This is a genomic window from Streptomyces sp. NPDC050674, assembly GCF_040654575.1.
Lineage (GTDB): Bacteria > Actinomycetota > Actinomycetes > Streptomycetales > Streptomycetaceae > Streptomyces.
In genome coordinates this window covers 37622-59058 of record NZ_JBFAIG010000014.1, presented here as the reverse complement: position 1 = coordinate 59058, position 21437 = coordinate 37622, and the positions used below count along the sequence as shown (strand labels likewise).

Sequence of the window (21437 nt, the reverse complement as noted above, 5' to 3'; positions counted from 1 at the left end):
GGTGAACTGCGCCCCGTCCGCCCCTTCCCGGTCGGCCCACGGGCGGCGTGGCGAGTCGGCGCCCGGCCGCCGCTGACCGAGGATCCGGGCGCGTGGCACACACCTTCGCAGAGCTCGTGGAGAAGCAGCGCGCGGCGGACGAGGCGTACGCCCGCGTGCGTCAGCTCCAGGACGCCTACGGGCCGCCCACCCAGACCAAGTGGAGCGACCAGCAGACCACCACCTGGGAGACGGCCTGGCGCGCCTGGCGCGATCTCGCCCGGGACGTCCAGGCGGCGGTGACCGGGTACGCGCAGCAGGAGGGCACACCGCGCCAGGAGGTGGAGGCGCGGGTGAAGGAGGCGGTACGGCACGGGGACGACGGCGGGAACGGGGCGTAGCCGCCACCCGCCGGGCGGTCCTCGGGCCGCCGCTCCCGCTCACGGCCGCTAGGGTGGCTGGCGTGTCGTACGCAGGCCCGGACTTCGAACCTCCCCAGCCCCGCCGCCGTCGCGGCCCTCTGACCGTCGCGCTCGCCGCGCTGGTGCCGGGGGCGCTGCTCGGCTGGCTGGTGTACGAGACGGTGGGCGGCCCGGGGGACGACGGGGGTTCGGGGCGGGCGAGCGTGCGGTCCTCCTCGCCCGCCGCGTCGAGCGCGCCCTCCGACGACGCCAAGGAGCCGAGCGCCTCCCCGGAGCCCACAACCTCGGCCTCCGCGCCCGCCGCCTCCGGCCCGCTCAAGGGCAAGGTCGTCGTCATCGACCCGGGGCACAACCCGGGCAACTTCCGGCACACCGCCGAGATCAACCGCAAGGTGGACATCGGGACGAACTCGAAGGAGTGCGACACCACGGGCACATCCACCAACGACGGTTACACCGAGGCGAAGTTCACGCTGGACGTGGCGCACCGGATGCGCACGCTGCTGGAGGAGCAGGGTGCCACGGTGCGGCTGACGCAGGACGGCGACCGGCCGTTCGGGCCGTGCGTGGACGAGCGGGCCCGGATCGGCAACCGGGCGAAGGCCGACGCCGTGGTCTCGATCCACGCGGACGGCTCGGGCGCGGGCAACCGCGGCTTCCATGTGATCCTGCCCGGCGCGGTCCACGCGGGCGCCGCGGACACCCGGGCGATCGTCGGCCCCTCCCGGGATCTCGGCGAGCGCGTCGCGGGCCGCTTCGTGGCCGTCACCGGCAGCGCGCCCTCCAACTACGTCGGCGACGGCGGCGGTCTCGTCACGCGTAAGGACCTGGGCGGTCTCAATCTGTCAACGGTTCCCAAGGTGTTCATCGAGTGCGGCAACATGCGCGATAGCAAGGACGCGGCGTTGCTCACCAGCGGCGCCTGGCGACAGAAGGCGGCGCAAGGGATCTCTGAGGGAATCGTGAGTTTCCTGCGCGGGTAGTCCCGTACCGGCAGATCCCGGCGGACACCCTGACCGGGCGGACGATAGGGTCCTCCTTACGATCAGGGGCCACCCCCGCGCTTCACACCGAGTCCGGACGGCGGCATGGTGACAGCGACGCCTCTACCGACGACGAGACGACCTACGAAGGACCTGAAGTGAATATCCGCTCCCTCACTCGGGGCGACGGCGTGGTGATCGGAGCAGCGGTATTGCTGTTGATCGCGTCGTTCCTCGACCTCTACTCGTTCGACAATGTCCCCGACAGCGTCGACCTCCCCAGTCTGTGGGGCAGCGGCCCGGTCGTGTTCAGCGTCGTGCTGGCCGGGATCATCGGCGCGGCGCTCGTCGTCGTCGCGCGTGGTCTGCCGCAGGCCCCAAAGATCGCGGGGATCGAGCTCGGCCAGTTCGGTGCCGCCTTCACGGTGTTCGCCGCGTGGAGCGCGCTCGGCAACGTCTTCGACGTCCCCGGCGGCTACGACAACATCGAGGGGAGCAACGAGGACCTGCTCCCCAGCCCGGGCATCGGTCTGATCCTCGCCCTCATCGCCACCCTGCTGATGGCCGCCGCCGCCCTCGCCACCCCCCTCATCCCGGCCCTCAAGGGCGCCCTCGTTCCGGCCCCGCGTCCGGCCGCCCCGCAGCCCTACGGCGCCCAGCCCCCCGGTGGCTACGGCTACCCGGGCGCGCAGCAGCCCGGTGGCTACGGCCAGCCGCAGCCGGGGCAGCCCTACGGGCAGCAGCAGCCCCAGCCGGCGCAGGCCCAGGCTCCGCAGCCGCCGGCCGGGGACTTCTCCCCGTTCTGGTTCGCGGTGCCGGTGCCGCGGCCGCTGTTCGCCGAGGACGGCTCGCCCACGCCGATCGCCGAACTCGCGCCGGGCACCTGGTACCTGGCCGTAGAGCAGCGCGGAGCGGCCCTGGTCGCCCAGACGCAGGACGGCCGCCGCGGCGTCCTCCAGGACACCTCGGGAATCCAGCGCGGCTGAGCCCGCACCCCTCTCGCACGGCCCCTCGCCCTTCCGGGCGGGGGGCCGTTGCCGTACAGTCGTCGCCCCGTCAGCTGACATACCGTCAGGAGGCAGGCATGCGGCTCGGTCTCGCGCTCGGCTACTGGGGCCGCGGCCCCTCCCCCGGTCATCTGCCCCTCGCGCGGGAGGCCGAGCGGCTCGGCTACGACTCGGTCTGGACGGCGGAGTCCTGGGGCTCGGACGCCTTCACCCCGCTCACCTGGATCGCGGCGCACACCTCCCGCATCCGCCTCGGCACGGCGGTCGCGCAGATGGCGGCCCGGTCACCGGCCACGACCGCGATGCACGCCCTCACCCTGGACCATCTCTCCGGCGGCCGGGTGATGCTGGGCCTCGGGCTCTCCGGCCCGCAGGTCGTCGAGGGCTGGTACGGTCGCCCCTTCCCCGCCTCGCCGCTCACCGCCACCCGCGAGTACGTCGACGTCCTGCGGCAGGTGCTGCGCCGCGAGGGCCCCGTGGAGCTGGCGGGCCGTTTCCACTCCCACCCCTACCGGGGCCCGGACGCCACCGGCCTCGGCAAGCCCCTCAAGCCGATCACGCACCCGCTCCGCGCAGATCTGCCGATCCTGCTGGGCGCGGAGGGCCCGAAGAACGTCGCCCAGACGATCCGGATCGCCGACGGGTGGCTGCCGCTGTACTGGGCGCCGAGCCGTCCGGAGGTCTACGGCCCGGCCCTGGCCGAGCTGCCCGAGGGCTTCCTGGTCGCGCCGATGGCCCGGGCCCGGGTCTGCGACGACGTCGCCGAGGGCCTGCTGCCCGTCAAGGCGATGCTCGGCTTCTACATCGGCGGCATGGGCCACGCCGCCCGCAACTTCCACGCCGACCTGATGGCCCGCATGGGCTACGAGGCAGAAGCCCGCCGCATCCAGGAGCTGTTCCTCTCCGGCCGCAGACAGGAGGCCGTGCTGGCCGTCCCCGACGCCTTCGCCGACGAGATCTCCCTGGTCGGCCCGCGTGAACGGATCGCCGAGCGACTGGAGCAGTGGCGCAAGGGCCCGGTGACCGACCTCCTGGTGCTCAGCCCCGACCCGCACACCCTGCGCGTTCTCGCCGAGTTGAACTCCTGAGCGATTCCCCGGGTTTCATCCAGAGTTCAAGGGCAATCCGGAAACCATGTCCCCTCGATATCGCAACGGTGCGAATCAGGCCGGCACGATCATCGCGGTCGTGGCCGACATCATGGCCCTCATCCTGGGCCTGTGGATTCTGATGTACCTGCTGGACGCCAACCCCGGCAACTCGTTCGTCCAGTTCATCCACGACGCGGCCCGCTGGCTCGCCGGCTGGTCGCACGACCTGTTCACCTTCGACGAGGCGTGGGCCCGCGTGGTCTGCGGCTACGGCCTGGCAGCGGTGGTGTACCTGCTCATCGGCCACGCGATCGCCAACCGCGTTTCACACCGGCACTGAACGCCTTCAGGGGCTCGCCCCTCAGGGGCGCGGGGAACTGCGCGAGCAACCACTCACAACCCGCACCCGCGAGACCGGCGAGCCCCCGAGCTCTCAGGCGCAGCAGTCCGACTCGAGCCCGACAGGCAAGTCCGCACCACCGAACACCTGGCACGTGGCCTCGTGCCCGCCTAGGGCGGCCACGGCCAGCAACAACGACCCGGCCGTCCACGTCGTCAACTCCCGCGGCCAGATCGCCTCGTCGTCGAAGACGTACCCGGTCCAGTACAGCCCGCTCTCCGGATCCCGCAGGTGCTGGATCGACTGAAGGATCTCCAGCGCCCGGTCGGACTCCCCCATCGCCCACAGCGCGATCGCGAGTTCGGCCGACTCACCTCCCGTGACCCACGGGTTGGGCACCACGCAGCGCACGCCCAGCCCTGGGACGACGAACCGGTCCCAGTCCTCCTCGATCCGGGCCTTGGCCTCCGCGCCGGTCAGCGCGCCACCGAGCACCGGGTAGTACCAGTCCATCGAGTACCGGTTCTTGTCGAGGAACCGCTCGGGGTGGTGACGTATGGCGTGCCGCAGCGCACCCGCCGCCAACTCCCAGTCCGGTTGGGCCTCTTCGCGCTGCTCGGCGATGGCGAGAGCGCAGCGCAGCGCGTGGTGGACGGAGGAACTCCCCGTCAGCAGGGCGTCCGTCGTCGGGGTGCCGTCGTCGTCGCGGCGCCAGCCGATCTGCCCGCCGGGCTGCTGGAGGCGCAGCACGAACTCCACCGCCGCGTACACCGCCGGCCACATGCGGTCCAGGAACGCGTCGTCGCCGGTGGAGAGGTAGTGGTGCCAGACGCCCACGGCGATGTAGGCGACGAAGTTGGTCTCCCGGCCCCGGTCGGCGACCGCGTCGAACGCGCCGTCGGTGTAGGCCGCGTACCAGGAGCCGTCCTCGTTCTGGTGCCGGGCCAGCCACAGGTAGGCCCGCTCGGCGGCCTCGTGCTCGCCGGCCGTGTCCAGGGCCATGGCCGCCTCGACGTGGTCCCACGGGTCGAGGTGGTGCCCCCGGAACCAGGGGATCGCCCCGTCCTCGCGCTGCACGGCGAGAATGCCGGCGACGGTCGCGGCGGCCTCTCCCGCGGTGAGCACCCCGGGCAGGACCAGATGTTCCGTCCGGGGCGTGGTCACGTGGCGTCCGCCCCGGTGCCGGCCGGACGCGGCAGGTGCGGCTTGGTCGCGTACGCCACGAAGCTCTTGCCGATCAGCGGGTTCAGCGCCTGCTCGGCGACCCGGGTGGCCAGCGGCTTCTTCATGATGTCCCAGACCAGCAGCTTGTGGTACGCGCGCACCGGCAGCACCTTGTCGTTGTCGACGCCGAACGCGCACTTGAGCCACCAGTAGGGCGAGTGCAGGGCGTGGGCGTGGTGCGTGCCGTAGGGCTCCAGGCCGGCCTCGCGGATCTTCTCCAGCAGTTCGTCCGCCTTGTAGATGCGGATGTGGCCGCCCTCGACCTCGTGGTAGGCGTCGGAGAGGCTCCAGCAGACCTTCTCGGGGCCGTAGCGCGGGACGGTGACGGCGATGCGGCCGCCGGGCTTGAGCACCCGCACCATCTCGGCGAGGACGCCCTTGTCGTCCGGGATGTGCTCCATGACCTCGGAGATGATCACGACGTCGAAGGACTCGTCGGGGAAGGGCAGCGCGAGGGCGTCACCCTCCATGGCCGTGGCGGTGGCGCCCTCGGGGGCCTCGCCGGCCTCCTTCATCGCCGCGAACCACTTCGCGACCTCGCGGATCTCCTCGGCGTTCTGGTCCAGCGCCACGACCTGCGCGCCGCGCCGGTAACACTCGAACGCGTGCCGCCCGGCACCGCAGCCGAGGTCCAGGACACGGTCACCCGGGGCGAGCGGGAACCGGGAGAAGTCGACGGTCAGCACGTGGCCCTGCTTTCGGAGTTGACGCCTTCTACATCTGCCGGAGCTGCGGTGACAGCACCCGCCGCGCCCGCGGGGGCGGTGGGTACGGCACGGGTCGCGGGGGCCGGACGGCCGGCGGTCCGCTGCGGGGTGCGGGTCCCGGCCCGGTCGATGGCCTCGCGGTAGCGGGCCACCGTGCCCTGCGCCGCCCTGGCCCAGGTGAAGTTCCGCAGGACGCGTTCGCGGCCGGCCGCGCCGAGCCGTGCGCGCAGCTGCGCGTCGGCCAGCAGCCGGTTCAGGCCCGCGGCCAGTGCGCCCGCGTCGCCGGGCGGTACCGCCAGGCAGGTCTCGCCGTCGCGGCCGGCGACCTCGGGGATGGCGCCGCCGGTGGTGGCGAGCAGCGGCGTGCCGGTGGCCATGGCCTCGGCGGCCGGCAGCGAGAAGCCCTCGTAGAGCGAGGGCACGCACGCGACCTGCGCCGAGCGCACGAGGTCGACGAGCTCCGCGTCGGAGATGCCCTTGACGAACTCGACGGCCCCGGCGAGCCCGTAGCGCTCCATCGCCTGGGCGACGGGCCCTTCGGCGGGTCGCTTGCCGACGACGACGAGATGGGCCGCGGGGTGCTCGGTCCGCACCTTGGCCAGCGCCTCGACGAGATGGACCAGGCCCTTGAGCGGAACGTCCGCGCTGGAGGTCGTCACGATCCGGCCCGGCACGACCGGCACCGACGGATCCGGCGAGAACAGGTCGGTGTCGGCGCCGATGTGGACCACGTGGATGCGGTCCTGCCGGACACCGAGGTGGTCGACGATCTCCTGCCGCGAGGTGCCGGAGACGGTGAGCACGGACGGCAGGCGCCGCGCGACGCGCTTCTGCATGCGGGTGAAGGCGTACCAGCGCCGCACCGAGTACCGCCGCTGCCATCCGTCCGCCGCGTCCAGCTCCAACTGCCGGTCGACGGTGATGGGGTGGTGGATGGTGGTCACCAGGGGGGCGCCGACATCGCCCAGCAGGCCGTAGCCGAGGGTCTGGTTGTCGTGCACGACGTCGAAGTCGCCGCGGCGGGCGCGCAGATGGCGGCGGGCGCGCAGGGAGAACGTCAGCGGTTCCGGGAAGCCGCCCGTCCACATCGTGGCGACTTCCAGCGCGTCGATCCAGTCGCGGTACTCGCCGCGACCCGGCGTGCGGAAGGGATCGGGCTGGCGGTACAGGTCGAGGCTGGGAAGCTCGGTGAGGCTCAGGCCCGCGTAGCCCTCGTCGAGGACGGGGTAGGGCTGGGAGCCGATGACCTCGACCCGGTGGCCGAGGCGGGCCAGTTCGCGCGAGAGGTGCCGGACGTAGACGCCCTGGCCGCCGCAGAACGGGTTCCCTTTATAGGTGAGGAGCGCGATGTCGAGCGGTCGCAAGCCGTCGGCTGCGGGGTCCTCCGGGGCCCCGGCCTTCCTGGCCTCAGCGGTCACTCCGAGCCCCCTTCTCCCTGCACTGTCCCGCGAGATTACGCCGGGACGCTAATCTAGAACAAGTTTCAGACTTGATCGTTCGGAGGCTCCGAATCTACCGGCAGGTAAGAGCGCTGTGACCAGTGGATCAGGTGATTCACGCCACGGCCGGTGCCGTGCCATGCTGTGTGATCACTCGTCCTCACGGACGGTCACGGAACGGGACCGACTCATGCCCGCGGAAGCCCAGGTGAGCGCCAAGGTGAACAAGCCGGCCAAGGTGGAAGCCGGAGCGGCGGCCCCCGGCGCCGCTCCTCTGACGGAGCGCCAGGAGGCCCGTCGGCGCCGCATCCTGCACGCGAGCGCGCAGCTGGCCAGCCGGGGCGGCTTCGACGCCGTGCAGATGCGGGAGGTCGCGGAGTCCTCGCAGGTGGCCCTGGGCACGCTGTACCGCTACTTCCCGTCCAAGATCCACCTTCTGGTCGCCACGATGCAGGACCAGCTGGAGCACATGCACGGCACCCTGCGCAAGAAGCCCCCGCAGGGCGAGACGGCCGCCGAGCGGGTCGCGGAGACCCTGATGCGGGCCTTCCGGGCGTTGCAGCGCGAGCCGCACCTGGCCGACGCCATGGTGCGCGCGCTGACCTTCGCCGACCGCAGCGTGAGCCCGGAGGTCGACCAGGTCTCCCGCCAGACGACGGCGATCATCCTGGACGCGATGGGCCAGGAGCACCCGACCCCCGAGCAGCTCTCGGCGGTCCGGGTCATCGAGCACACCTGGCACTCGGCGCTGATCACCTGGCTGTCGGGGCGTGCCTCGATCGCCCAGGTGAAGATCGACATCGAGACGGTGTGCCGGCTGATCGACCTGATGTCGCCGACCGCTCCCTGACCCGGGCACGGGAGGACCTACGAGACGGGTTCCCTTCGCCGGCATGGTCCGGATCAGGTGATGGGGGTCGCCTTCCGGTCGCCGGGTTCCGGCCCGGCGCCTTCCGGCCTCTCAGCCCTACCGTCGCAGTCGGCACCAGCGGAAGCCGAAGCCTCCTGCCGACGTCGGCCACTCCGGTCGGACTCCCTCACTCGCCTCGTAGGCCGATTTCCAGGATAGAACGCCCAAATGGTATGGAAACCCCTCTCGCCATGATTTTTTCGGGCGCTATTCCTCCGGCGGGAACACCGCTTCCCCGCCGTCCCGCAGGGTGATCGTGATCGCCTCCGTGGGACAGCACTCCGCCGCCTCCAGGACCCGCTCGTTCGCGTCCACGTCCGGGGTGAGCGGGCGGGACCGGCGGGTGGTGTCCAGGCGGAAGCCGTCCGGCGCGTGGTGGAGGCACTGCGCGGAGCCGACGCACAGGGAGCGGTCGACCTCGATGTGCCAGCGGTCGCCCATGGCTAGGCCTGCGCCGGGAGGTGGATCATCTTGTGCTCCAGGTACGCGCCGTACCCCTCGGGCCCGAACTCCCGCCCCAGGCCCGAGTTCTTGTAGCCGCCGAACGGGCCGAGCATGTCCAGGCTGAAGGTGTTGACGGAGTACGTGCCCGTCCGCACCTGCCGGGCGATGTCGATGCCGTGCTCGACGTCGGCGGTCCAGACGCTGCCGCTCAGGCCGTAGTCGGAGTCGTTGGCGATCTTCACGGCGTCGGACTCGTCGTCGTAGGGCAGCAGGCAGATCACCGGGCCGAAGATCTCCTCACGGGCGATGCGCATGGAGTTGTCGACGTCGCCGAAGAGGGTGGGCTCGACGTACCAGCCGCGGTCGAGTCCGGCCGGGCGCCCGCCGCCGGTGAGGATCTTGGCGCCCTCCTCCTGCCCGATGCGGATGTAGTCGAGGTTGCGCTGCTGCTGGCGCCGGGCCACCAGCGGGCCCACCTGCGTGGCCGGGTCCAGCGGGTCGCCGACCGTGAGGGCGCCCGCCGCGGCGGCGAGGGCGTCGGCGAACTCCTCGTAGCGGGAGCGCGGCAGGAGGATGCGGGTCTGGGCGACGCAGGCCTGGCCGTTGTTCATCCAGGCCGCGGGGGCGATGCCCGCCACGGCCGTCTCGACGTCCGCGTCGGGCAGGACGACGGCCGCTGACTTGCCGCCCAGTTCGAGCGTGACCCGGGTGAGATTGCGGGCGGCCACCTCCATCACACGCTTGCCCGCCGCCACCGAGCCGGTGAAGGAGACCTTGTCGATCCCTCGGTGCCCGACCAGGTACTCGCTGACGTCCCGGTCGGCGGGCAGGATCGACAGCACCCCCTCCGGCAGCCCGGCCTCGCGGGCGATCTCGCCGAGCAGGTAGGCGTCGAGAGGGGCTTCGGGCGAGGGCTTGAGCACGACCGTGCAGCCGGCGAGCAGGGCCGAGGCGAGCTTGGCGGCGGCCACGAACTGCGGGACGTTCCAGGGGACCACGGCCGCCACGACCCCGACCGGCTCGCGCCGCACGAGGATCCTGCCCAGGACGCCGTCGCGCCGCTCCTCGTGGGTGAAGCCGCGGGCGACGGTGATCGCCGAGTCCCAGACCATCACCGCGCCGAGGGCCTGGGCGAGGACGCTCCAGGAGTAGGGCGAGCCGTTCTGGGCGGAGATCAGGCGGGCGATCTCGTCGTGCCGGGCGGCGACGGCGTCCTTGATCCGGCCGACGACCTCGATCCGCTCGTCGAGGCCCATGCGCGGCCAGGGCCCCTCGTCGAAGGCCCGCCGGGCCGCCGCCACGGCCCGGTCGACATCCGCCGTCGAGGCGTGCGGGACGCGCCCGATGACCTCCTCGGTGTGCGGCGAGATCACCTCGATGACGTCCTGGCCCAGGGGGTCGGTCAACTCCCCGCCGATGAACAGCTGTCCGTGTTCCACGAGCTCGGTCATGGCCGACTGCCTTCGCATCTGACGGTGTTTCAGAAACTAGTACCAGTTCTCGTTATAGTGGGCAATGGCCGCGGGACGGAGGGCAGATGACACAAAGCCAGGGCCATGAGCCCGCACCGGCGGTGCACGACCACGGCGGAGGCGTCCACTCCCTGCGCGTCCCCATCCCGGACAACCCCCTCGGCCACACCCTGGTGTACGTCGTCGGCACCGACCGCGGCCCGGTGCTGATCGACACCGGCTGGGACGACCCGGAGTCCTTCGGCACCCTCGCGCGGGGCCTCACGGCGTGCGGCACCTCGGTCGCCGAGATCCACGGCGTGGTCGTCACCCACCACCACCCCGACCACCACGGCCTGTCCGGCCGGGTCCGGGAGGTGTCGGGCGCCTGGATCGCGATGCACGCGGCGGACACCGCGGTCGTACGGCGGACCCGTCAGGCCCGCCCCGAGCACTGGTTCTCCTACATCGCCGCCAAGCTCGCCGCGGCCGGCGCGCCCGAGGAGCACATCGCGCCGCTGCGCCGGGCCGGGCCCCGCGCCCTGCCCGGCCTCTCCCCCGCCCTGCCCGACCGCGACATCGTCCCCGGCGAACTGCTGGCGCTGCCCGGCCGCCGCCTGCGCGCGATCTGGACCCCGGGGCACACACCGGGCCACGTCTGCCTCCACCTGGAGGAGACCCACCCCGCCCGGCTCCCGGGCCACGGGCGCCTGTTCTCCGGCGACCACCTGCTGCCCGGGATCACCCCGCACATCGGCCTCTACGAAGACCCCGAGGAGACCACGGTCACCGACCCCCTCGGCGACTACCTCGACTCCCTGGAACGCGTCGGACGCCTGGCCCCCGCCGAGGTCCTCCCGGCCCACCAGCACCCCTTCTCCGACGCGACCGCCCGCGTGGGCGAGCTCCTCACCCACCACGAGTCCCGCCTGACGGCCCTGCTGGCCCTCCTCGCCGAGCCCCTGACCCCCTGGCAGCTCGCCGAGCGCATGGAGTGGAACCGCCCCTGGCACCAGATCCCCCACGGCTCCCGCACCATCGCCGTGTCGGAGGCGGAGGCCCATCTGCGCCGGCTGGTGAAACTGGGCCGGGCGGAGGCGGAGGCGGGGAGCGAGCCGGTGAGGTACGTGGCGGTGTGAGGGCCGCGGCGCCGGACGGGCCCCTGCCGGGCCCCCTCGGGCCGCTGTTCACGCCCGGGTACAGTAAGCGGGTCGTCATCACACCGTACGGGGGGAAGCCGGTGCAATTCCGGCGCCGTCCCTTCCCCGAGTTCTCGACTTCGCTCGAACCGGGGAGACCCCTTTCGTGAACCGCCCGCCGCGGCGGTGAGCCGGATCGCTTCGTACGGTCTCGTGACCGGCTCACGTGCCCGGCAGCCCGCCGGTGCGCGGCACCGTCGAGGTATACGGAGCCGAGCCGCCCGGGGGTGCCCCGTGCTGTCCGGCTCCCCCACAGGGAGAGGCACCCGCCGATCATGAACGTCCGCCGCAGCGCCGCGGTCCTGGCCGCCGCCGCCGTGATCGGCGCCGCCGCCCCGGCCGCCGCCGACCCGTCCCCCTCGCCCTCCCAGGCGTTCCCCTCCGCCCTGTACGGCGGCACGGACCCCAAGTACGACGGCGTGTGGCGCCAGTCGCTCGCGCTGCTCGCGCAGGACACGGTGGGTGTGAAGCCGGCCGCGAAGTCCGTGGCATGGCTGGTGCGCCAGCAGTGCGCGGACGGCTCGTTCACCTCGTACCGCCCCGACCCCACCACCGCCTGCGACGCCAGGACCATGCGCGACACCAACGCCACGTCCGCCGCCGTGCAGGCCCTCGCCGCGCTCGGCGGGCACGACGGCACCACCGGCAAGGCCGTCGACTGGCTCAGGTCCGTCCAGAACAAGGACGGCGGCTGGGGCTACGCGCCCGGCGGCGCCAGCGACACCAACTCGACCTCGGTCGTCATCGGCGCCCTCACCGCCGCGGGCGACAAGCCTGACCAGGTCGTGAAGGACGGCAAGTCGCCCTACGACGCGCTGCTGAAGCTCGCCCTGCCCTGCGGCGGGAAGGGCGACGGCGCCTTCGCGTTCCAGCCGGACAAGAAGGGCGAGCTCGCCGCCAACGCGGACGCCACGGCGGCCGGTGTGCTCGGCGCCCTGGGCAAGGGCATGGTCGTCGAGCCCGGCAGGACGTCCGACGCGGACTGCGAGAAGGCCGGGACGCCGGAGCAGGCGGCGGCGAACGGCGCGGGCTACCTGACCGCCGCCCTCGCCGAGGACGGCGACCACCTCATGTCCGCCCTGGCCGGTGCCGAGCCGCAGCCCGACTTCGGCAACACCGCCGACGCGGTCGTCGCGCTCGCCGCGCGGGGGAACACCGCGCAGGCGCACAAGTCCGTGCGCTGGCTGGAGAAGAACTCCGCCTCCTGGGCCGCGCAGAGCGGTCCGGCCGCCTACGCGCAGCTCATCTTCGCCGCCCACGCGACGGGCACGAACCCGCGCGACTTCGGCGGCGCCGACCTCGTCAAGCAGCTCAACGCGACCGGCCCGGCCCCGCGGACGGCCACGCAGGCCAAGGCCCCGGACGACGAGAAGGACTCGGGCTCCTTCTTCGGCGTCTGGTGGTACGTCGGCGTCTGCCTGGTCGCCGGCATCGGCATCGGGTTCCTGTTCACCGGCCGCAAGAAGCAGCGGCAGCCGTGATCCGGCGGGGCGTTCTCCTTCTCCTGGCCTTGTTCCTGCTGTGCGCGGGCACGGGCCCGGCCCAGGCCGCCGGTTACCGGTACTGGTCGTTCTGGGAGCGCGAGGGCGACCGCTGGGTCTACGCCACCCAGGGCCCGTCCGTGGCCCGCCCTTCGGACGGCGACGTCCAGGGCTTCCGCTTCGCGGTGAGCGAGGACTCCGCGGACGCCACCCGGCCGCGCGGCACGGCCGGCTTCTCGACGATCTGCGCCAAGACGCCCCCGCGGGACGGCCGCAAGCGCGTGGCCCTGGTCATCGACTTCGGCACCCCGTCCGACGCCCCCGAGGGCGAGACGCCGCCCGCCGCCCGCACGGCCTGCGCCCGTATCTCCCCCGACGCGACGACGGCCGAGGCCCTGGCGGCGGTGGCCGGGCCGCTGCGCTACGACCCCAACGCCCTGCTGTGCGCGATCTCGGGCTACCCGGAGCGGGGCTGCGGCGAACAGGTCTCCCGGCGGCAGGACCGGCGGCGCGAGCCGGCAGCCGGGGAGAGGTCCCCGTCGGACGGCGGCCCGTCCCTGGGTCTGGTCGCGGGAATCGCCGTGGTGGCGCTCCTGGGCGGGGCGGCGGTCTGGCAGGTACGACGGCGTGGCTAGGGCCACGCCCCGCGACGCCGGGAGGATCCAGACGACAGGCCCTGGCGGCACCCGGCTCGGCCACCGGGCGCAGCTGCACCCCGGCGCCTGGTGGCTGTGGTCCCTGTCCCTCGGCACCGCGGCCACCCGCACCACCAACCCGCTCCTCCTCGGCCTCCTCATCGCCGTCTCCGCCTATGTCGTGGCCACCCGCCGTCCCGACACCCCCTGGTCCCGCTCCTACGGCGCCTTCGTCAAACTCGCCCTCGCCGTGATCCTGGTCCGCCTGCTCTTCGCGATCGTCCTCGGCTCCCCCGTCCCGGGCACGCACACCCTCCTCGCCCTCCCGGAAGTGCCCCTCCCCGCCTGGGCGCAGGGCATCCGCCTCGGCGGCGAGGTCACCGCGGAGGCCCTCGCCTTCGCCCTGTACGACGGGCTGAGGCTGGCCACCCTCCTGATCTGCGTCGGTGCCGCGAACGCCCTCGCCAACCCCTCCCGCCTCCTCAAGTCCCTTCCCGGCGCCCTGTACGAGACGGGTGTCGCGGTCGTCGTCGCCCTCACCTTCGCCCCGCACCTCATCGCCGACGTCCGGCGCCTGCGCGCCGCCCGCCGTCTGCGCGGCCGCCCGGACAAGGGGGTCAAGGGGCTGCTGCACGTGGGACTGCCGGTCCTGGAGGGCGCGCTGGAGCGCTCCGTCTCGCTCGCCGCCGCGATGGACGCCCGCGGCTACGGCCGTACCGCGCAGGTCCCGCCCGCCGTCCGGCGCACCACCGCCGCCCTCACGCTCGGCGGCCTGCTCGGTGTCTGCGCGGGCACGTACGGCCTGCTCACGGCCGAAGGCGCCGCCTACGGTCTGCCCGTGCTCCTCGTGGGGCTCACCGCCGCCCTCGCGGGTCTCAGGCTCGGCGGGCGCCGCTCGCTGCGCACCCGCTACCGCCCGGACCGCTGGGACGTGCGCGCCGGGCTGGTCGTCGCCTCCGGTGTCGCGGTCGCGGCCCTGCTCGCTCTCGCCGCGGCCCGTGATCCCGCGGCCCTGCACCCGGGCGTGGTCCCTCTGGTCGCACCCACCCTGCCCGTGTGGCCGGCCGCGGCCGTCCTCCTCGGCCTGCTGCCCGCGTTCGTCGCCCCCGATCCCAAGGAGCCGTCGTGATCCGCTTCGAGGACGTCTCGGTCACCTACGACGGGGCCGCCGAACCCACCGTCCGGGGCGTCGACTTCGAGGTCCCGGAAGGCGAACTGGTCCTGCTGGCCGGTCCGTCCGGCGTGGGCAAGTCCACCGTGCTGGGCGCGGTCAGCGGACTCGTCCCGCACTTCACGGGCGGCACCCTGCGCGGCCGGGTCACGGTCGCCGGCCGCGACACCCGCACGCACAAGCCGCGTGAACTGGCCGACGTGGTGGGCACGGTGGGGCAGGACCCGCTCGCGCACTTCGTCACCGACACCGTCGAGGACGAGCTGGCCTACGGCATGGAGTCGCTGGGCCTCGCCCCGGACGTGATGCGGCGCCGTGTCGAGGAGACGCTCGATCTGCTGGGTCTCGCCGCTCTGCGCGACCGGCCGATCGCCACGCTCTCCGGCGGCCAGCAGCAGCGCGTCGCGATCGGATCGGTCCTCACCCCGCACCCGAGCGTCCTCGTCCTGGACGAGCCGACCTCCGCGCTGGACCCGGCCGCGGCCGAGGAGGTGCTGGCCGTCCTCCAGCGGCTCGTCCACGACCTGGGCACGACGGTCCTCATGGCCGAACACCGGCTGGAACGCGTCATCCAGTACGCCGACCGGGTCGTCCTGCTGCCGTCCCCGGGCGCACCCCCGGTCCTGGGCGACCCGGCCGAGGTGATGGCGGTGTCCCCGGTTTTCCCACCGGTGGTGGCCCTGGGCCGCCTGGCGGGCTGGTCCCCGTTGCCCCTGACGGTCCGCGACGCCCGCCGCAGGGCAGTGGATCTCAAGCACCAGCTGGAGTACGTCCCTCAGGGGCGCGGGGAACCGCGCGATCAACCACATGCGGCCCGCACCCGCAAACGCCCCGCACGGCCCGCCCCGGAAGGCGCCGCCCACGTCCAGGCCCTCTCGGTCACCCGCGGCCGCGTCCAAGCCCTGAGCCACATCGACCTCACCATCACCCCCGGCGAGACCATCGCCCTCATGGGCCGCAACGGCGCCGGGAAATCCACCCTGCTCAACTCGCTCGTGGGCCTGGTCAAGCCCAGCTCCGGAACCGTCCGCCTCGGCGAAGCCGTACCCCACCGCACCGCCCCGAAGGACCTCGTCCGCAAGGTCGGCCTGGTCCCGCAGGAACCCCGCGACCTGCTCTACGCCGACACCGTCGCCGCCGAGTGCGCCGCGGCCGACCAGGACGCGGGCGCGGACCCCGGCACCTGCCGGGCCCTGGTCGCCGAGCTGCTGCCGGGCGTCAGCGACGGCACCCACCCGCGGGACCTCTCCGAGGGGCAGCGGCTGGCTCTCGCCCTGGCCGTGGTGCTGACCGCCCGGCCGCCGCTGATCCTGCTGGACGAGCCGACCCGGGGCCTGGACTATGCGGCGAAGGAGCGCCTGGTCACGGTGTTGCGCGGCCTGGCCGGCCAGGGGCACGCCGTCGTCCTGGCCACGCACGACGTGGAGCTGGCGGCCGAGCTCGCCCACCGGGTGGTGCTGCTCGCGGAGGGCGAGGTGATCGCGGACGGCCCGACGGCCGGCATCGTGGTCTCCTCACCGTCGTTCGCCCCGCAGGTGACCAAGATCCTGGCCCCGCAGCAGTGGCTCACGGTTTCCCAGGTGCGAGCGGCCCTCGCCGACGGGGCCGCCTCGTGAGCCCGCGGCAGGCCCGGGCCGTCCGCCTCGGTCCCCGCTCCGTCGCCGCCCTGGTCCTGGTCAGCGCGGTGGGCGTGGCCGGTTTCGGCTGGCCCTTCCTCACCCCGCCCACCTCGCGGATCGGCGCGCACGCGCAGGACGCGCCCTGGCTCTTCGCCGGTGTGCTGGTGCTGCTCGTGGCGGTCGTGGCCGCGGCGATCTCGGAGTCGGTTCTGGGCCCCAAGGCGGTCGCGATGCTCGGTGTGCTGGCGGCGGCGGGGGCGGCGCTGCGGCCGATCGGTGCCGGTACGGCAGGTATCGAGCCGATGTTCTTCCTGATGGTGCTGAGCGGCCGGGTGCTCGGGCCGGGTTTCGGGTTCGTCCTCGGCTCGGTGACGATGTTCGCGTCCGCTCTGCTCACGGGCGGGGTCGGGCCGTGGCTGCCGTTCCAGATGCTGGCGATGGGCTGGTTCGCGATGGGCGCGGGCCTGCTGCCCGGCGCGGACCGGCTGCGCGGGCGGGCCGAACTGGCGGTGCTCGCCGGGTACGGCTTCCTCGCCGCGTTCGCCTACGGCACGGTGATGAACATGGCGGGCTGGCCCTTCATGAGCGCCCTCGCCTCGAACGTGGCCTTCGACCCGCACGCCCCTGTCGCGGCGAACCTGGCCCGTTTCGTCGCGTACTGCGTCGCCACCTCGCTCGGCTGGGACCTGGGCCGGGCCGTCGTCACCGTCGTCCTGACGCTCACCGTCGGCCCCGCGGTGCTCAGGGCGCTGCGCCGGGCCACGCGCCGGGCGGCCTTCGAGACGCCGGTCACGTTCGACACCGCCGGCAGGTGAGGTCCCCCACGTGACCCGGGTCATGTACGAGGCGGGGCCGTAGGGACAAGGCCCGGTCACGGCTCCGGCCCTCCCGGCGCATGCGGCCATGCGTAGTACAAGGGGTCGTTGCACGCGTCCGGTGCGGCTGTTTCCGTGGACGCGTGGACGACGGCGAGCGCTACGGCGGCGCGTGCGGCGCCCGGGACTTCCGGCAGGCCAACCACTGGCACTGAGCAGGCCCACCCCACAGACCGAAGGCGGCGGCCCCCTGATCCCCGGGGCCGTCGCCTTCGCCATGCCCATGGGGCCTGTCAGCCGGTGCTCACCGGCAGTTCCTTCACCCCGTTGATCCACGCGGACCGCAGCCGGCGCGGATCCCCGGCCAGCCGCAGTCCGGGCATGGCGTCGGCGATGGCGTCGAAGATGAGGTTGATCTCCAGCACGGCGAGGGACTTGCCCAGGCAGTAGTGGGGACCGCCGCCGCCGAAACCGAGGTGCGGGTTGGGGTCGCGGGTGATGTCGAAGGTGTCCGGGTCGTCGAAGACCTCGGGGTCGTGGTTGGCCGAGGCGTAGAACAAGCCGAGCCGGTCGCCCGCGCGGATGCGCTTGCCGCCGAGTTCGGTGTCCTGGGTGGCCGTGCGCTGGAAGGCGGCGACCGGGGTGGCCCAGCGCACGATCTCCTCGGCCGCCGTCCGCGGGCGGTCGCTCTTGTACAGCTCCCACTGGCCGGGGTGGGTGAGGAAGGCGTGCATGCCGTGGGTGATGGCGTTGCGGGTGGTCTCGTTGCCCGCGACGGCCAGCATCAGCACGAAGAAGCCGAACTCGTCGGAGCCGAGGTTGCCCTCGTCCTCCGCGGCGACGAGCTGGGTGACGATGTCGTGGGCCGGGCACCGCTTGCGGTCGGCGGCCATGTTCATCGCGTAGGCGATGATCTCCGTGGCGGACTCGGCGCCGATCTCCGCGGTGATGGCGTACTCGGGGTCGTCGTACGCGATCATCTTGTTGGACCAGTCGAAGATCTTGTCGCGGTCCTCCTGGGGGACGCCCATCAGCTCGGCGATCGCCTGGAGAGGCAGTTCGCAGGCGACCTGGGTGACGAAGTCGAACGGCCCGGTGCGCGCGCGGGCGGAGGCGACGATGGCGTGGGCCCGGTCGCGCAGGCGCTCCTCCAGGGCGCGGATCGCCCGCGGCGTGAACCCGCGCTGCACGATCTGCCGGACGCGGGTGTGCTCCGGCGGGTCCATGTTCAGCAGGATCAGCCGCTGCGCGTCGATGGCGTCGCGTTCGATCTGCTCGTTGAAGCGGATGATCGCCGTGTTGAGGTACGACGAGAACAACTCGGGGTGCGTGGAGACGTACTTGACGTCGGCGTGCCGGGTGACCGCCCAGTAGCCCTCGTCCTGGAAGCCGGCGAGACCGGCCGGCTGCGGCACCCAGCAGACCGGTTCGGCCCGGCGCAGCTCGGCGAACTCCGGCAGGGGCACGCGGTGGTGCAGCAGGTCGGGGTCGGTGAAGTCGAACCCCTCGGGCAGCGCGGGACAGGGCATGGGCGGCTCCCACCACTCGTACCGACTCATCGGTCTGACGGCCCATCAGCTGTGCGGAGTTGCGGTGACGGTAGTAACGGGTTCTACAAGTGGCAAGGGGCACGGGCCCGCCAATTGCCCGCACGACCCTTGCAGTCACCGAGCGGCCCTCAGCACACTGCTTGCAGAACTAGAACGCGTACTAGTTCCGCTGAGCCTCCCGGAGAGGACCCGCACCCATGGCTGCCGAACCTGTGATCGTCGAAGCCGTACGCACTCCCATCGGCAAGCGCGGCGGCGCGCTCGCCCCGCTGCACCCCGCCTACCTCCTGGGCGAGACCTACCGCGAGCTCCTCGGCCGCACCGGCATTCCCGCCGACTGCGTCGAGCAGATCGTCGGCGGTACGGTCACGCACGCCGGGGAGCAGTCCATGAACCCCGCGCGCACGGCCTGGCTGACCATGGGACTGCCGTACGAGACGGCCGCGACGACCGTCGACGCGCAGTGCGGCTCCTCCCAGCAGGCCTCGCACATGGTGGCCAACATGGTCACCGCCGGCGTGATCGACGTCGGCATCTCGTGCGGCGTGGAATCGATGTCGCGGGTGCCGCTGGGGTCGGGCTCCAAGCACGGGCCGGGCAAGCCCTTCCCCGACGAGTGGAACGTGGACCTGCCGAACCAGTTCGAGGCGGCCGAGAGGATCGCCCGGCATCGTGGTCTGACCCGTGAGGACGTCGACGCGCTGGGCCTCGTCTCGCAGGAACGGGCCGCCCACGCCTGGGCGGAGGAGCGTTTCAAACGGGAGACGTTCGCGGTCCAGGTCCCCACGACCGAGGAGGAGCAGCACGCCGGGCAGGGCATGTGGCGCCTGGTCGACAAGGACGAGGGGCTGCGCGACACGACGGCGGAGGCGCTGGCCGCCCTGAAGCCGATCATGCCGACGGCGGTGCACACGGCGGGCAACTCGTCGCAGATCTCCGACGGGGCGGCGGCGATCATGTGGGCGTCGAAGCGGATGACCCGGGCGCTGAAACTGCGCCCCCGGGCCCGGATCGTGGCCCAGGCGCTGGTCGGTTCCGACCCGCACTTCCACCTCGACGGCCCGGTCGACGCGACGAACGCCGTGCTGGGCAAGGCCGGGATGTCGTTGAAGGACATCGACCTCGTGGAGATCAACGAGGCGTTCGCGTCCGTGGTGCTGAGCTGGGCGCGGGTCTTCGACCAGGACCTGGAGAAGGTGAACGTCAACGGCGGCGCCATCGCGCTCGGGCACCCGGTGGGAGCGACCGGGGCCCGGCTCATCACGACGGCGCTTCACGAACTGGAGCGCGCGGACAGGGAGTTCGCGCTGATCACGATGTGCGCGGGTGGCGGTTTGGCCACCGGCACGATCATTCAGCGGTTGTAGACGCCCAGTTGACGAAGGTGGCGAAGGCGGCGGGATCGAGGGTGAGCATCGGTCCCGCCGGGGTCTTGCTGTCGCGTATGGCGACAGCGGCCTCCGGGGTTTCGGCGACTTCGAGGCACTGGCCGCCTTGGTCACTGCTGTAGGACGACTTACGCCAGGCCAGGGCTCCGATCGGCGCGCATTCGACGCATTCGCCGCCTTGATCGCTGCTGTAGCTGGACCTACGCCACTGAGTCCCCGCCGGAATCGCGATGCGCGCCATAGCGTTCCTCCATCACTCGCCGGATCAACTCCGCCGAATCCCTGAGGGAGAGCGCGGCGGCCTGAAGATGATCGTAACGGAGCGAGCAGTCCTTTACGGTGTTCAGGTTCGCAGTCGGATGCCCGCTGCCGTAGCTCTCCGTATAGACGATGGTCGGGTCGCCGGCAAAGTGGTAGAGGTCGAATGAGCCTGTCAGTCCCGCGTGCGCTCCCACCGAAAGCGGCAGCACCTGAACGTTGATCCGAGGGTTGCTCTCGAAGGACAACAAGTGGGCGAGTTGCTCCCGCATCACCTCCGGCCCACCGATCTCCAGGTGCAGTGCGGCTTCACTGAGGACCGCCCAGAAGACCGGCGGCTCCCCCTTCTCGAAGACCCGCTGGCGAGCCAAACGCACCGCCGTGCGGTCTTCGAGGTCGCTCTGGTCCAACGCGCCGAGCACGGCCCGCGCGTACCCCTGCGTCTGGAGCAGCCCGAGGACCATGTGGGTCTGGAAGGAACAGATCTCCGTGGCCCGCATCTCCAGTTCGGCCACCTGCTGGAACCAGGCCGGAAGCCGACTCCGCAGCACCAGTTCGACCAGCCGCGAGAACAAGCCGTCCGTCCCCAGCGCCGCATCCGCCCGCTCACTGAACTCCGGCGTCGGAACCTTGCGGGCCGTCTCGATCTGGCCCACCAGGGAGCCGGTGTAGTTGAGGATTCCCCCGAGCTGCTTCAGGGTCAGCCCGGCCGCCTCCCGGTGACGGCGTAGCTCATAGCCGTAGTAGTCGAGCGGGGAGGCGCCCGGGTCAAGGGCGTTGATGTTGGTCACGCAGAGCCCCTCTCACGCAACTCCGTCCACCACAGGACGGGTTGTATCCGTTCCGTAGCCGAGGGTAGTCACCGCACGTCAGCCTCGTACCGTGAACGAATACATTCCCGCCCGGTACACGATGCGCCTCACCGTCGGCTCGCACGCCCCCCGGCACATCCGCCGTATCGTCCGCTCCTTCCTCGAAGAGTGGCGCATGCCCGAGCTGTCGGACGCCGTGGAGCTGGGCGTGACGGAGCTGCTCGCCAACGTCGTGCGGCACGTCCCGGACCGCCGCTGCGCGCTGCTGTTGCTGCGACAGCGCACCGGCGTACGGGTGGAGGTCACGGACGGCAGTGACGAACTGCCGCGCACACCGCATCCGCCGGCCACGGACGCCGAGAACGGCCGGGGGCTGCTCCTGCTCGACGCGATGGCCGACAAGTGGGGCGTGTCGCTGTGGTCCGGGGGCGGGAAGACCGTGTGGTTCGAGTGCGAGACCGACTCCGTCTCCTGCCGCGGGCAATGAACGCCCGCGCCCCTTTCCACGTCTA

22 protein-coding genes are annotated in these 21437 nt (G+C 72.4%); 14 read left to right on the top strand and 8 right to left on the bottom strand.

What is annotated here, in order from left to right:
* Positions 1 to 92: 92 nt before the first annotated feature.
* The 5 genes from AB0I06_RS23070 to AB0I06_RS23050 all read left to right on the top strand — a co-directional run bounded on the left by AB0I06_RS23070 (position 93) and on the right by AB0I06_RS23050 (position 3822).
* Positions 93 to 380 carry a hypothetical protein gene (locus tag AB0I06_RS23070; protein ID WP_363120726.1) on the top strand — a complete coding sequence of 96 codons (288 nt, stop codon included), beginning with the start codon at positions 93 to 95 and terminating at the stop codon, positions 378 to 380.
* A 62-nt stretch (positions 381 to 442) separates the two neighbouring features.
* Positions 443 to 1384, top strand: a complete 942-nt coding sequence (locus tag AB0I06_RS23065; protein WP_363120725.1) for an N-acetylmuramoyl-L-alanine amidase — start codon at positions 443 to 445, stop codon at positions 1382 to 1384.
* Positions 1385 to 1542: 158 nt separating this feature from the next.
* Positions 1543 to 2370, top strand: a complete 828-nt coding sequence (locus AB0I06_RS23060; protein ID WP_363120724.1) for a hypothetical protein — start codon at positions 1543 to 1545, stop codon at positions 2368 to 2370.
* Positions 2371 to 2468: 98 nt separating this feature from the next.
* Positions 2469 to 3479 carry an LLM class F420-dependent oxidoreductase gene (locus AB0I06_RS23055; RefSeq protein WP_363120723.1) on the top strand — a complete coding sequence of 337 codons (1011 nt, stop codon included), beginning with the start codon at positions 2469 to 2471 and terminating at the stop codon, positions 3477 to 3479.
* Positions 3480 to 3525: 46 nt separating this feature from the next.
* Positions 3526 to 3822, top strand: a complete 297-nt coding sequence (locus tag AB0I06_RS23050; RefSeq protein WP_363120722.1) for a hypothetical protein — start codon at positions 3526 to 3528, stop codon at positions 3820 to 3822.
* Between the two features lie 93 nt (positions 3823 to 3915).
* Here the strand turns inward: AB0I06_RS23050 and AB0I06_RS23045 are convergent, their stop codons facing one another.
* The 3 genes from AB0I06_RS23045 to AB0I06_RS23035 are packed head-to-tail and all read right to left on the bottom strand — an operon-like array spanning position 3916 to position 7171.
* Entirely contained in the window at positions 3916 to 4986 is a 1071-nt protein-coding gene (locus AB0I06_RS23045) for a prenyltransferase (protein ID WP_363120721.1), read from the bottom strand.
* The gene (locus AB0I06_RS23040) at positions 4983 to 5732 is read right to left on the bottom strand and encodes a class I SAM-dependent methyltransferase (protein ID WP_363120720.1); all 750 of its coding nucleotides are present in this window, start codon (positions 5730 to 5732) and stop codon (positions 4983 to 4985) included. Before AB0I06_RS23040 ends, AB0I06_RS23045 begins: the two co-directional genes overlap by 4 nt.
* A complete protein-coding gene (locus tag AB0I06_RS23035) occupies positions 5726 to 7171 on the bottom strand; it encodes a glycosyltransferase family 4 protein (RefSeq protein WP_363120719.1) in 1446 nt (481 codons plus the stop codon). Before AB0I06_RS23035 ends, AB0I06_RS23040 begins: the two co-directional genes overlap by 7 nt.
* Before the next feature lie 211 nt (positions 7172 to 7382).
* Between AB0I06_RS23035 and AB0I06_RS23030 the strand changes: the two genes are divergently transcribed.
* Positions 7383 to 8042: a TetR family transcriptional regulator gene (locus AB0I06_RS23030; protein WP_363120718.1), complete on the top strand. Its 660-nt coding sequence runs from the start codon at positions 7383 to 7385 to the stop codon at positions 8040 to 8042.
* A 267-nt stretch (positions 8043 to 8309) separates the two neighbouring features.
* Here AB0I06_RS23030 and AB0I06_RS23025 read toward each other — a convergent pair whose 3' ends face one another.
* Together AB0I06_RS23025 and AB0I06_RS23020 are read right to left on the bottom strand one after the other, a co-directional pair.
* Complete coding sequence (locus AB0I06_RS23025) at positions 8310 to 8543, bottom strand: ferredoxin (RefSeq protein ID WP_363120717.1); 234 nt, start codon at positions 8541 to 8543, stop codon at positions 8310 to 8312.
* Positions 8544 to 8545: 2 nt separating this feature from the next.
* Positions 8546 to 9997 carry an aldehyde dehydrogenase gene (locus AB0I06_RS23020; RefSeq protein WP_363120716.1) on the bottom strand — a complete coding sequence of 484 codons (1452 nt, stop codon included), beginning with the start codon at positions 9995 to 9997 and terminating at the stop codon, positions 8546 to 8548.
* 86 nt (positions 9998 to 10083) lie between these two features.
* On the opposite strand from AB0I06_RS23020, the gene AB0I06_RS23015 reads away from it, so the two are divergent.
* From AB0I06_RS23015 to AB0I06_RS22990, 6 genes are all read left to right on the top strand, one after another.
* A complete protein-coding gene (locus tag AB0I06_RS23015; RefSeq protein WP_363120715.1) occupies positions 10084 to 11136 on the top strand; it encodes an MBL fold metallo-hydrolase in 1053 nt (350 codons plus the stop codon).
* Between the two features lie 335 nt (positions 11137 to 11471).
* Positions 11472 to 12677: a prenyltransferase/squalene oxidase repeat-containing protein gene (locus tag AB0I06_RS23010; protein WP_363120714.1), complete on the top strand. Its 1206-nt coding sequence runs from the start codon at positions 11472 to 11474 to the stop codon at positions 12675 to 12677.
* Complete coding sequence (locus tag AB0I06_RS23005) at positions 12674 to 13312, top strand: SCO2322 family protein (protein ID WP_363120713.1); 639 nt, start codon at positions 12674 to 12676, stop codon at positions 13310 to 13312. The genes AB0I06_RS23010 and AB0I06_RS23005 overlap by 4 nt, the downstream gene beginning before the upstream one ends.
* A 25-nt stretch (positions 13313 to 13337) precedes the next feature.
* Positions 13338 to 14441 (top strand): energy-coupling factor transporter transmembrane component T, encoded by a 1104-nt coding sequence (locus AB0I06_RS23000; RefSeq protein ID WP_363120872.1) that lies wholly within the window; start codon positions 13338 to 13340, stop codon positions 14439 to 14441.
* Complete coding sequence (locus AB0I06_RS22995; RefSeq protein WP_363120712.1) at positions 14438 to 16099, top strand: ATP-binding cassette domain-containing protein; 1662 nt, start codon at positions 14438 to 14440, stop codon at positions 16097 to 16099. The genes AB0I06_RS23000 and AB0I06_RS22995 overlap by 4 nt, the downstream gene beginning before the upstream one ends.
* Positions 16096 to 16917, top strand: coding sequence for an ECF transporter S component (locus tag AB0I06_RS22990; RefSeq protein WP_363120711.1), 822 nt, complete (start codon positions 16096 to 16098; stop codon positions 16915 to 16917). Before AB0I06_RS22995 ends, AB0I06_RS22990 begins: the two co-directional genes overlap by 4 nt.
* A 293-nt stretch (positions 16918 to 17210) precedes the next feature.
* On the opposite strand, the gene AB0I06_RS22985 is transcribed toward AB0I06_RS22990, so the two are convergent.
* A complete protein-coding gene (locus AB0I06_RS22985) occupies positions 17211 to 18446 on the bottom strand; it encodes a cytochrome P450 (RefSeq protein ID WP_363120710.1) in 1236 nt (411 codons plus the stop codon).
* Between the two features lie 218 nt (positions 18447 to 18664).
* Between AB0I06_RS22985 and AB0I06_RS22980 the strand changes: the two genes are divergently transcribed.
* A complete protein-coding gene (locus AB0I06_RS22980) occupies positions 18665 to 19834 on the top strand; it encodes a steroid 3-ketoacyl-CoA thiolase (RefSeq protein ID WP_363120709.1) in 1170 nt (389 codons plus the stop codon).
* Here AB0I06_RS22980 and AB0I06_RS22975 read toward each other — a convergent pair.
* The gene (locus AB0I06_RS22975; protein ID WP_363120708.1) at positions 19818 to 20096 is read right to left on the bottom strand and encodes a DUF397 domain-containing protein; all 279 of its coding nucleotides are present in this window, start codon (positions 20094 to 20096) and stop codon (positions 19818 to 19820) included. The genes AB0I06_RS22980 and AB0I06_RS22975 overlap by 17 nt on opposite strands.
* Positions 20056 to 20904, bottom strand: coding sequence for a helix-turn-helix transcriptional regulator (locus AB0I06_RS22970; RefSeq protein ID WP_363120707.1), 849 nt, complete (start codon positions 20902 to 20904; stop codon positions 20056 to 20058). The genes AB0I06_RS22975 and AB0I06_RS22970 overlap by 41 nt, the downstream gene beginning before the upstream one ends.
* A 91-nt stretch (positions 20905 to 20995) precedes the next feature.
* Here AB0I06_RS22970 and AB0I06_RS22965 point away from each other — a divergent pair, with 91 nt between their 5' ends.
* Complete coding sequence (locus AB0I06_RS22965; RefSeq protein WP_363120706.1) at positions 20996 to 21412, top strand: ATP-binding protein; 417 nt, start codon at positions 20996 to 20998, stop codon at positions 21410 to 21412.
* Positions 21413 to 21437 lie beyond the last annotated feature (25 nt).

What these genes read in the sequence shown, in the direction of transcription:
- AB0I06_RS23055 (WP_363120723.1), top strand. Translation starts at nt 2,469, where the DNA reads ATGCGGCTCGGTCTCGCGCTCGGCTACTGGGGCCGCGGCCCCTCCCCC.
- AB0I06_RS23050 (WP_363120722.1), top strand. Translation starts at nt 3,526, where the DNA reads ATGTCCCCTCGATATCGCAACGGTGCGAATCAGGCCGGCACGATCATC.
- AB0I06_RS23030 (WP_363120718.1), top strand. Translation starts at nt 7,383, where the DNA reads ATGCCCGCGGAAGCCCAGGTGAGCGCCAAGGTGAACAAGCCGGCCAAG.
- AB0I06_RS23025 (WP_363120717.1), bottom strand. Translation starts at nt 8,543, where the DNA reads ATGGGCGACCGCTGGCACATCGAGGTCGACCGCTCCCTGTGCGTCGGC.
- AB0I06_RS23020 (WP_363120716.1), bottom strand. Translation starts at nt 9,997, where the DNA reads ATGACCGAGCTCGTGGAACACGGACAGCTGTTCATCGGCGGGGAGTTG.
- AB0I06_RS23015 (WP_363120715.1), top strand. Translation starts at nt 10,084, where the DNA reads ATGACACAAAGCCAGGGCCATGAGCCCGCACCGGCGGTGCACGACCAC.
- AB0I06_RS23010 (WP_363120714.1), top strand. Translation starts at nt 11,472, where the DNA reads ATGAACGTCCGCCGCAGCGCCGCGGTCCTGGCCGCCGCCGCCGTGATC.
- AB0I06_RS22985 (WP_363120710.1), bottom strand. Translation starts at nt 18,446, where the DNA reads ATGCCCTGTCCCGCGCTGCCCGAGGGGTTCGACTTCACCGACCCCGAC.
- AB0I06_RS22980 (WP_363120709.1), top strand. Translation starts at nt 18,665, where the DNA reads ATGGCTGCCGAACCTGTGATCGTCGAAGCCGTACGCACTCCCATCGGC.
- AB0I06_RS22975 (WP_363120708.1), bottom strand. Translation starts at nt 20,096, where the DNA reads ATGGCGCGCATCGCGATTCCGGCGGGGACTCAGTGGCGTAGGTCCAGC.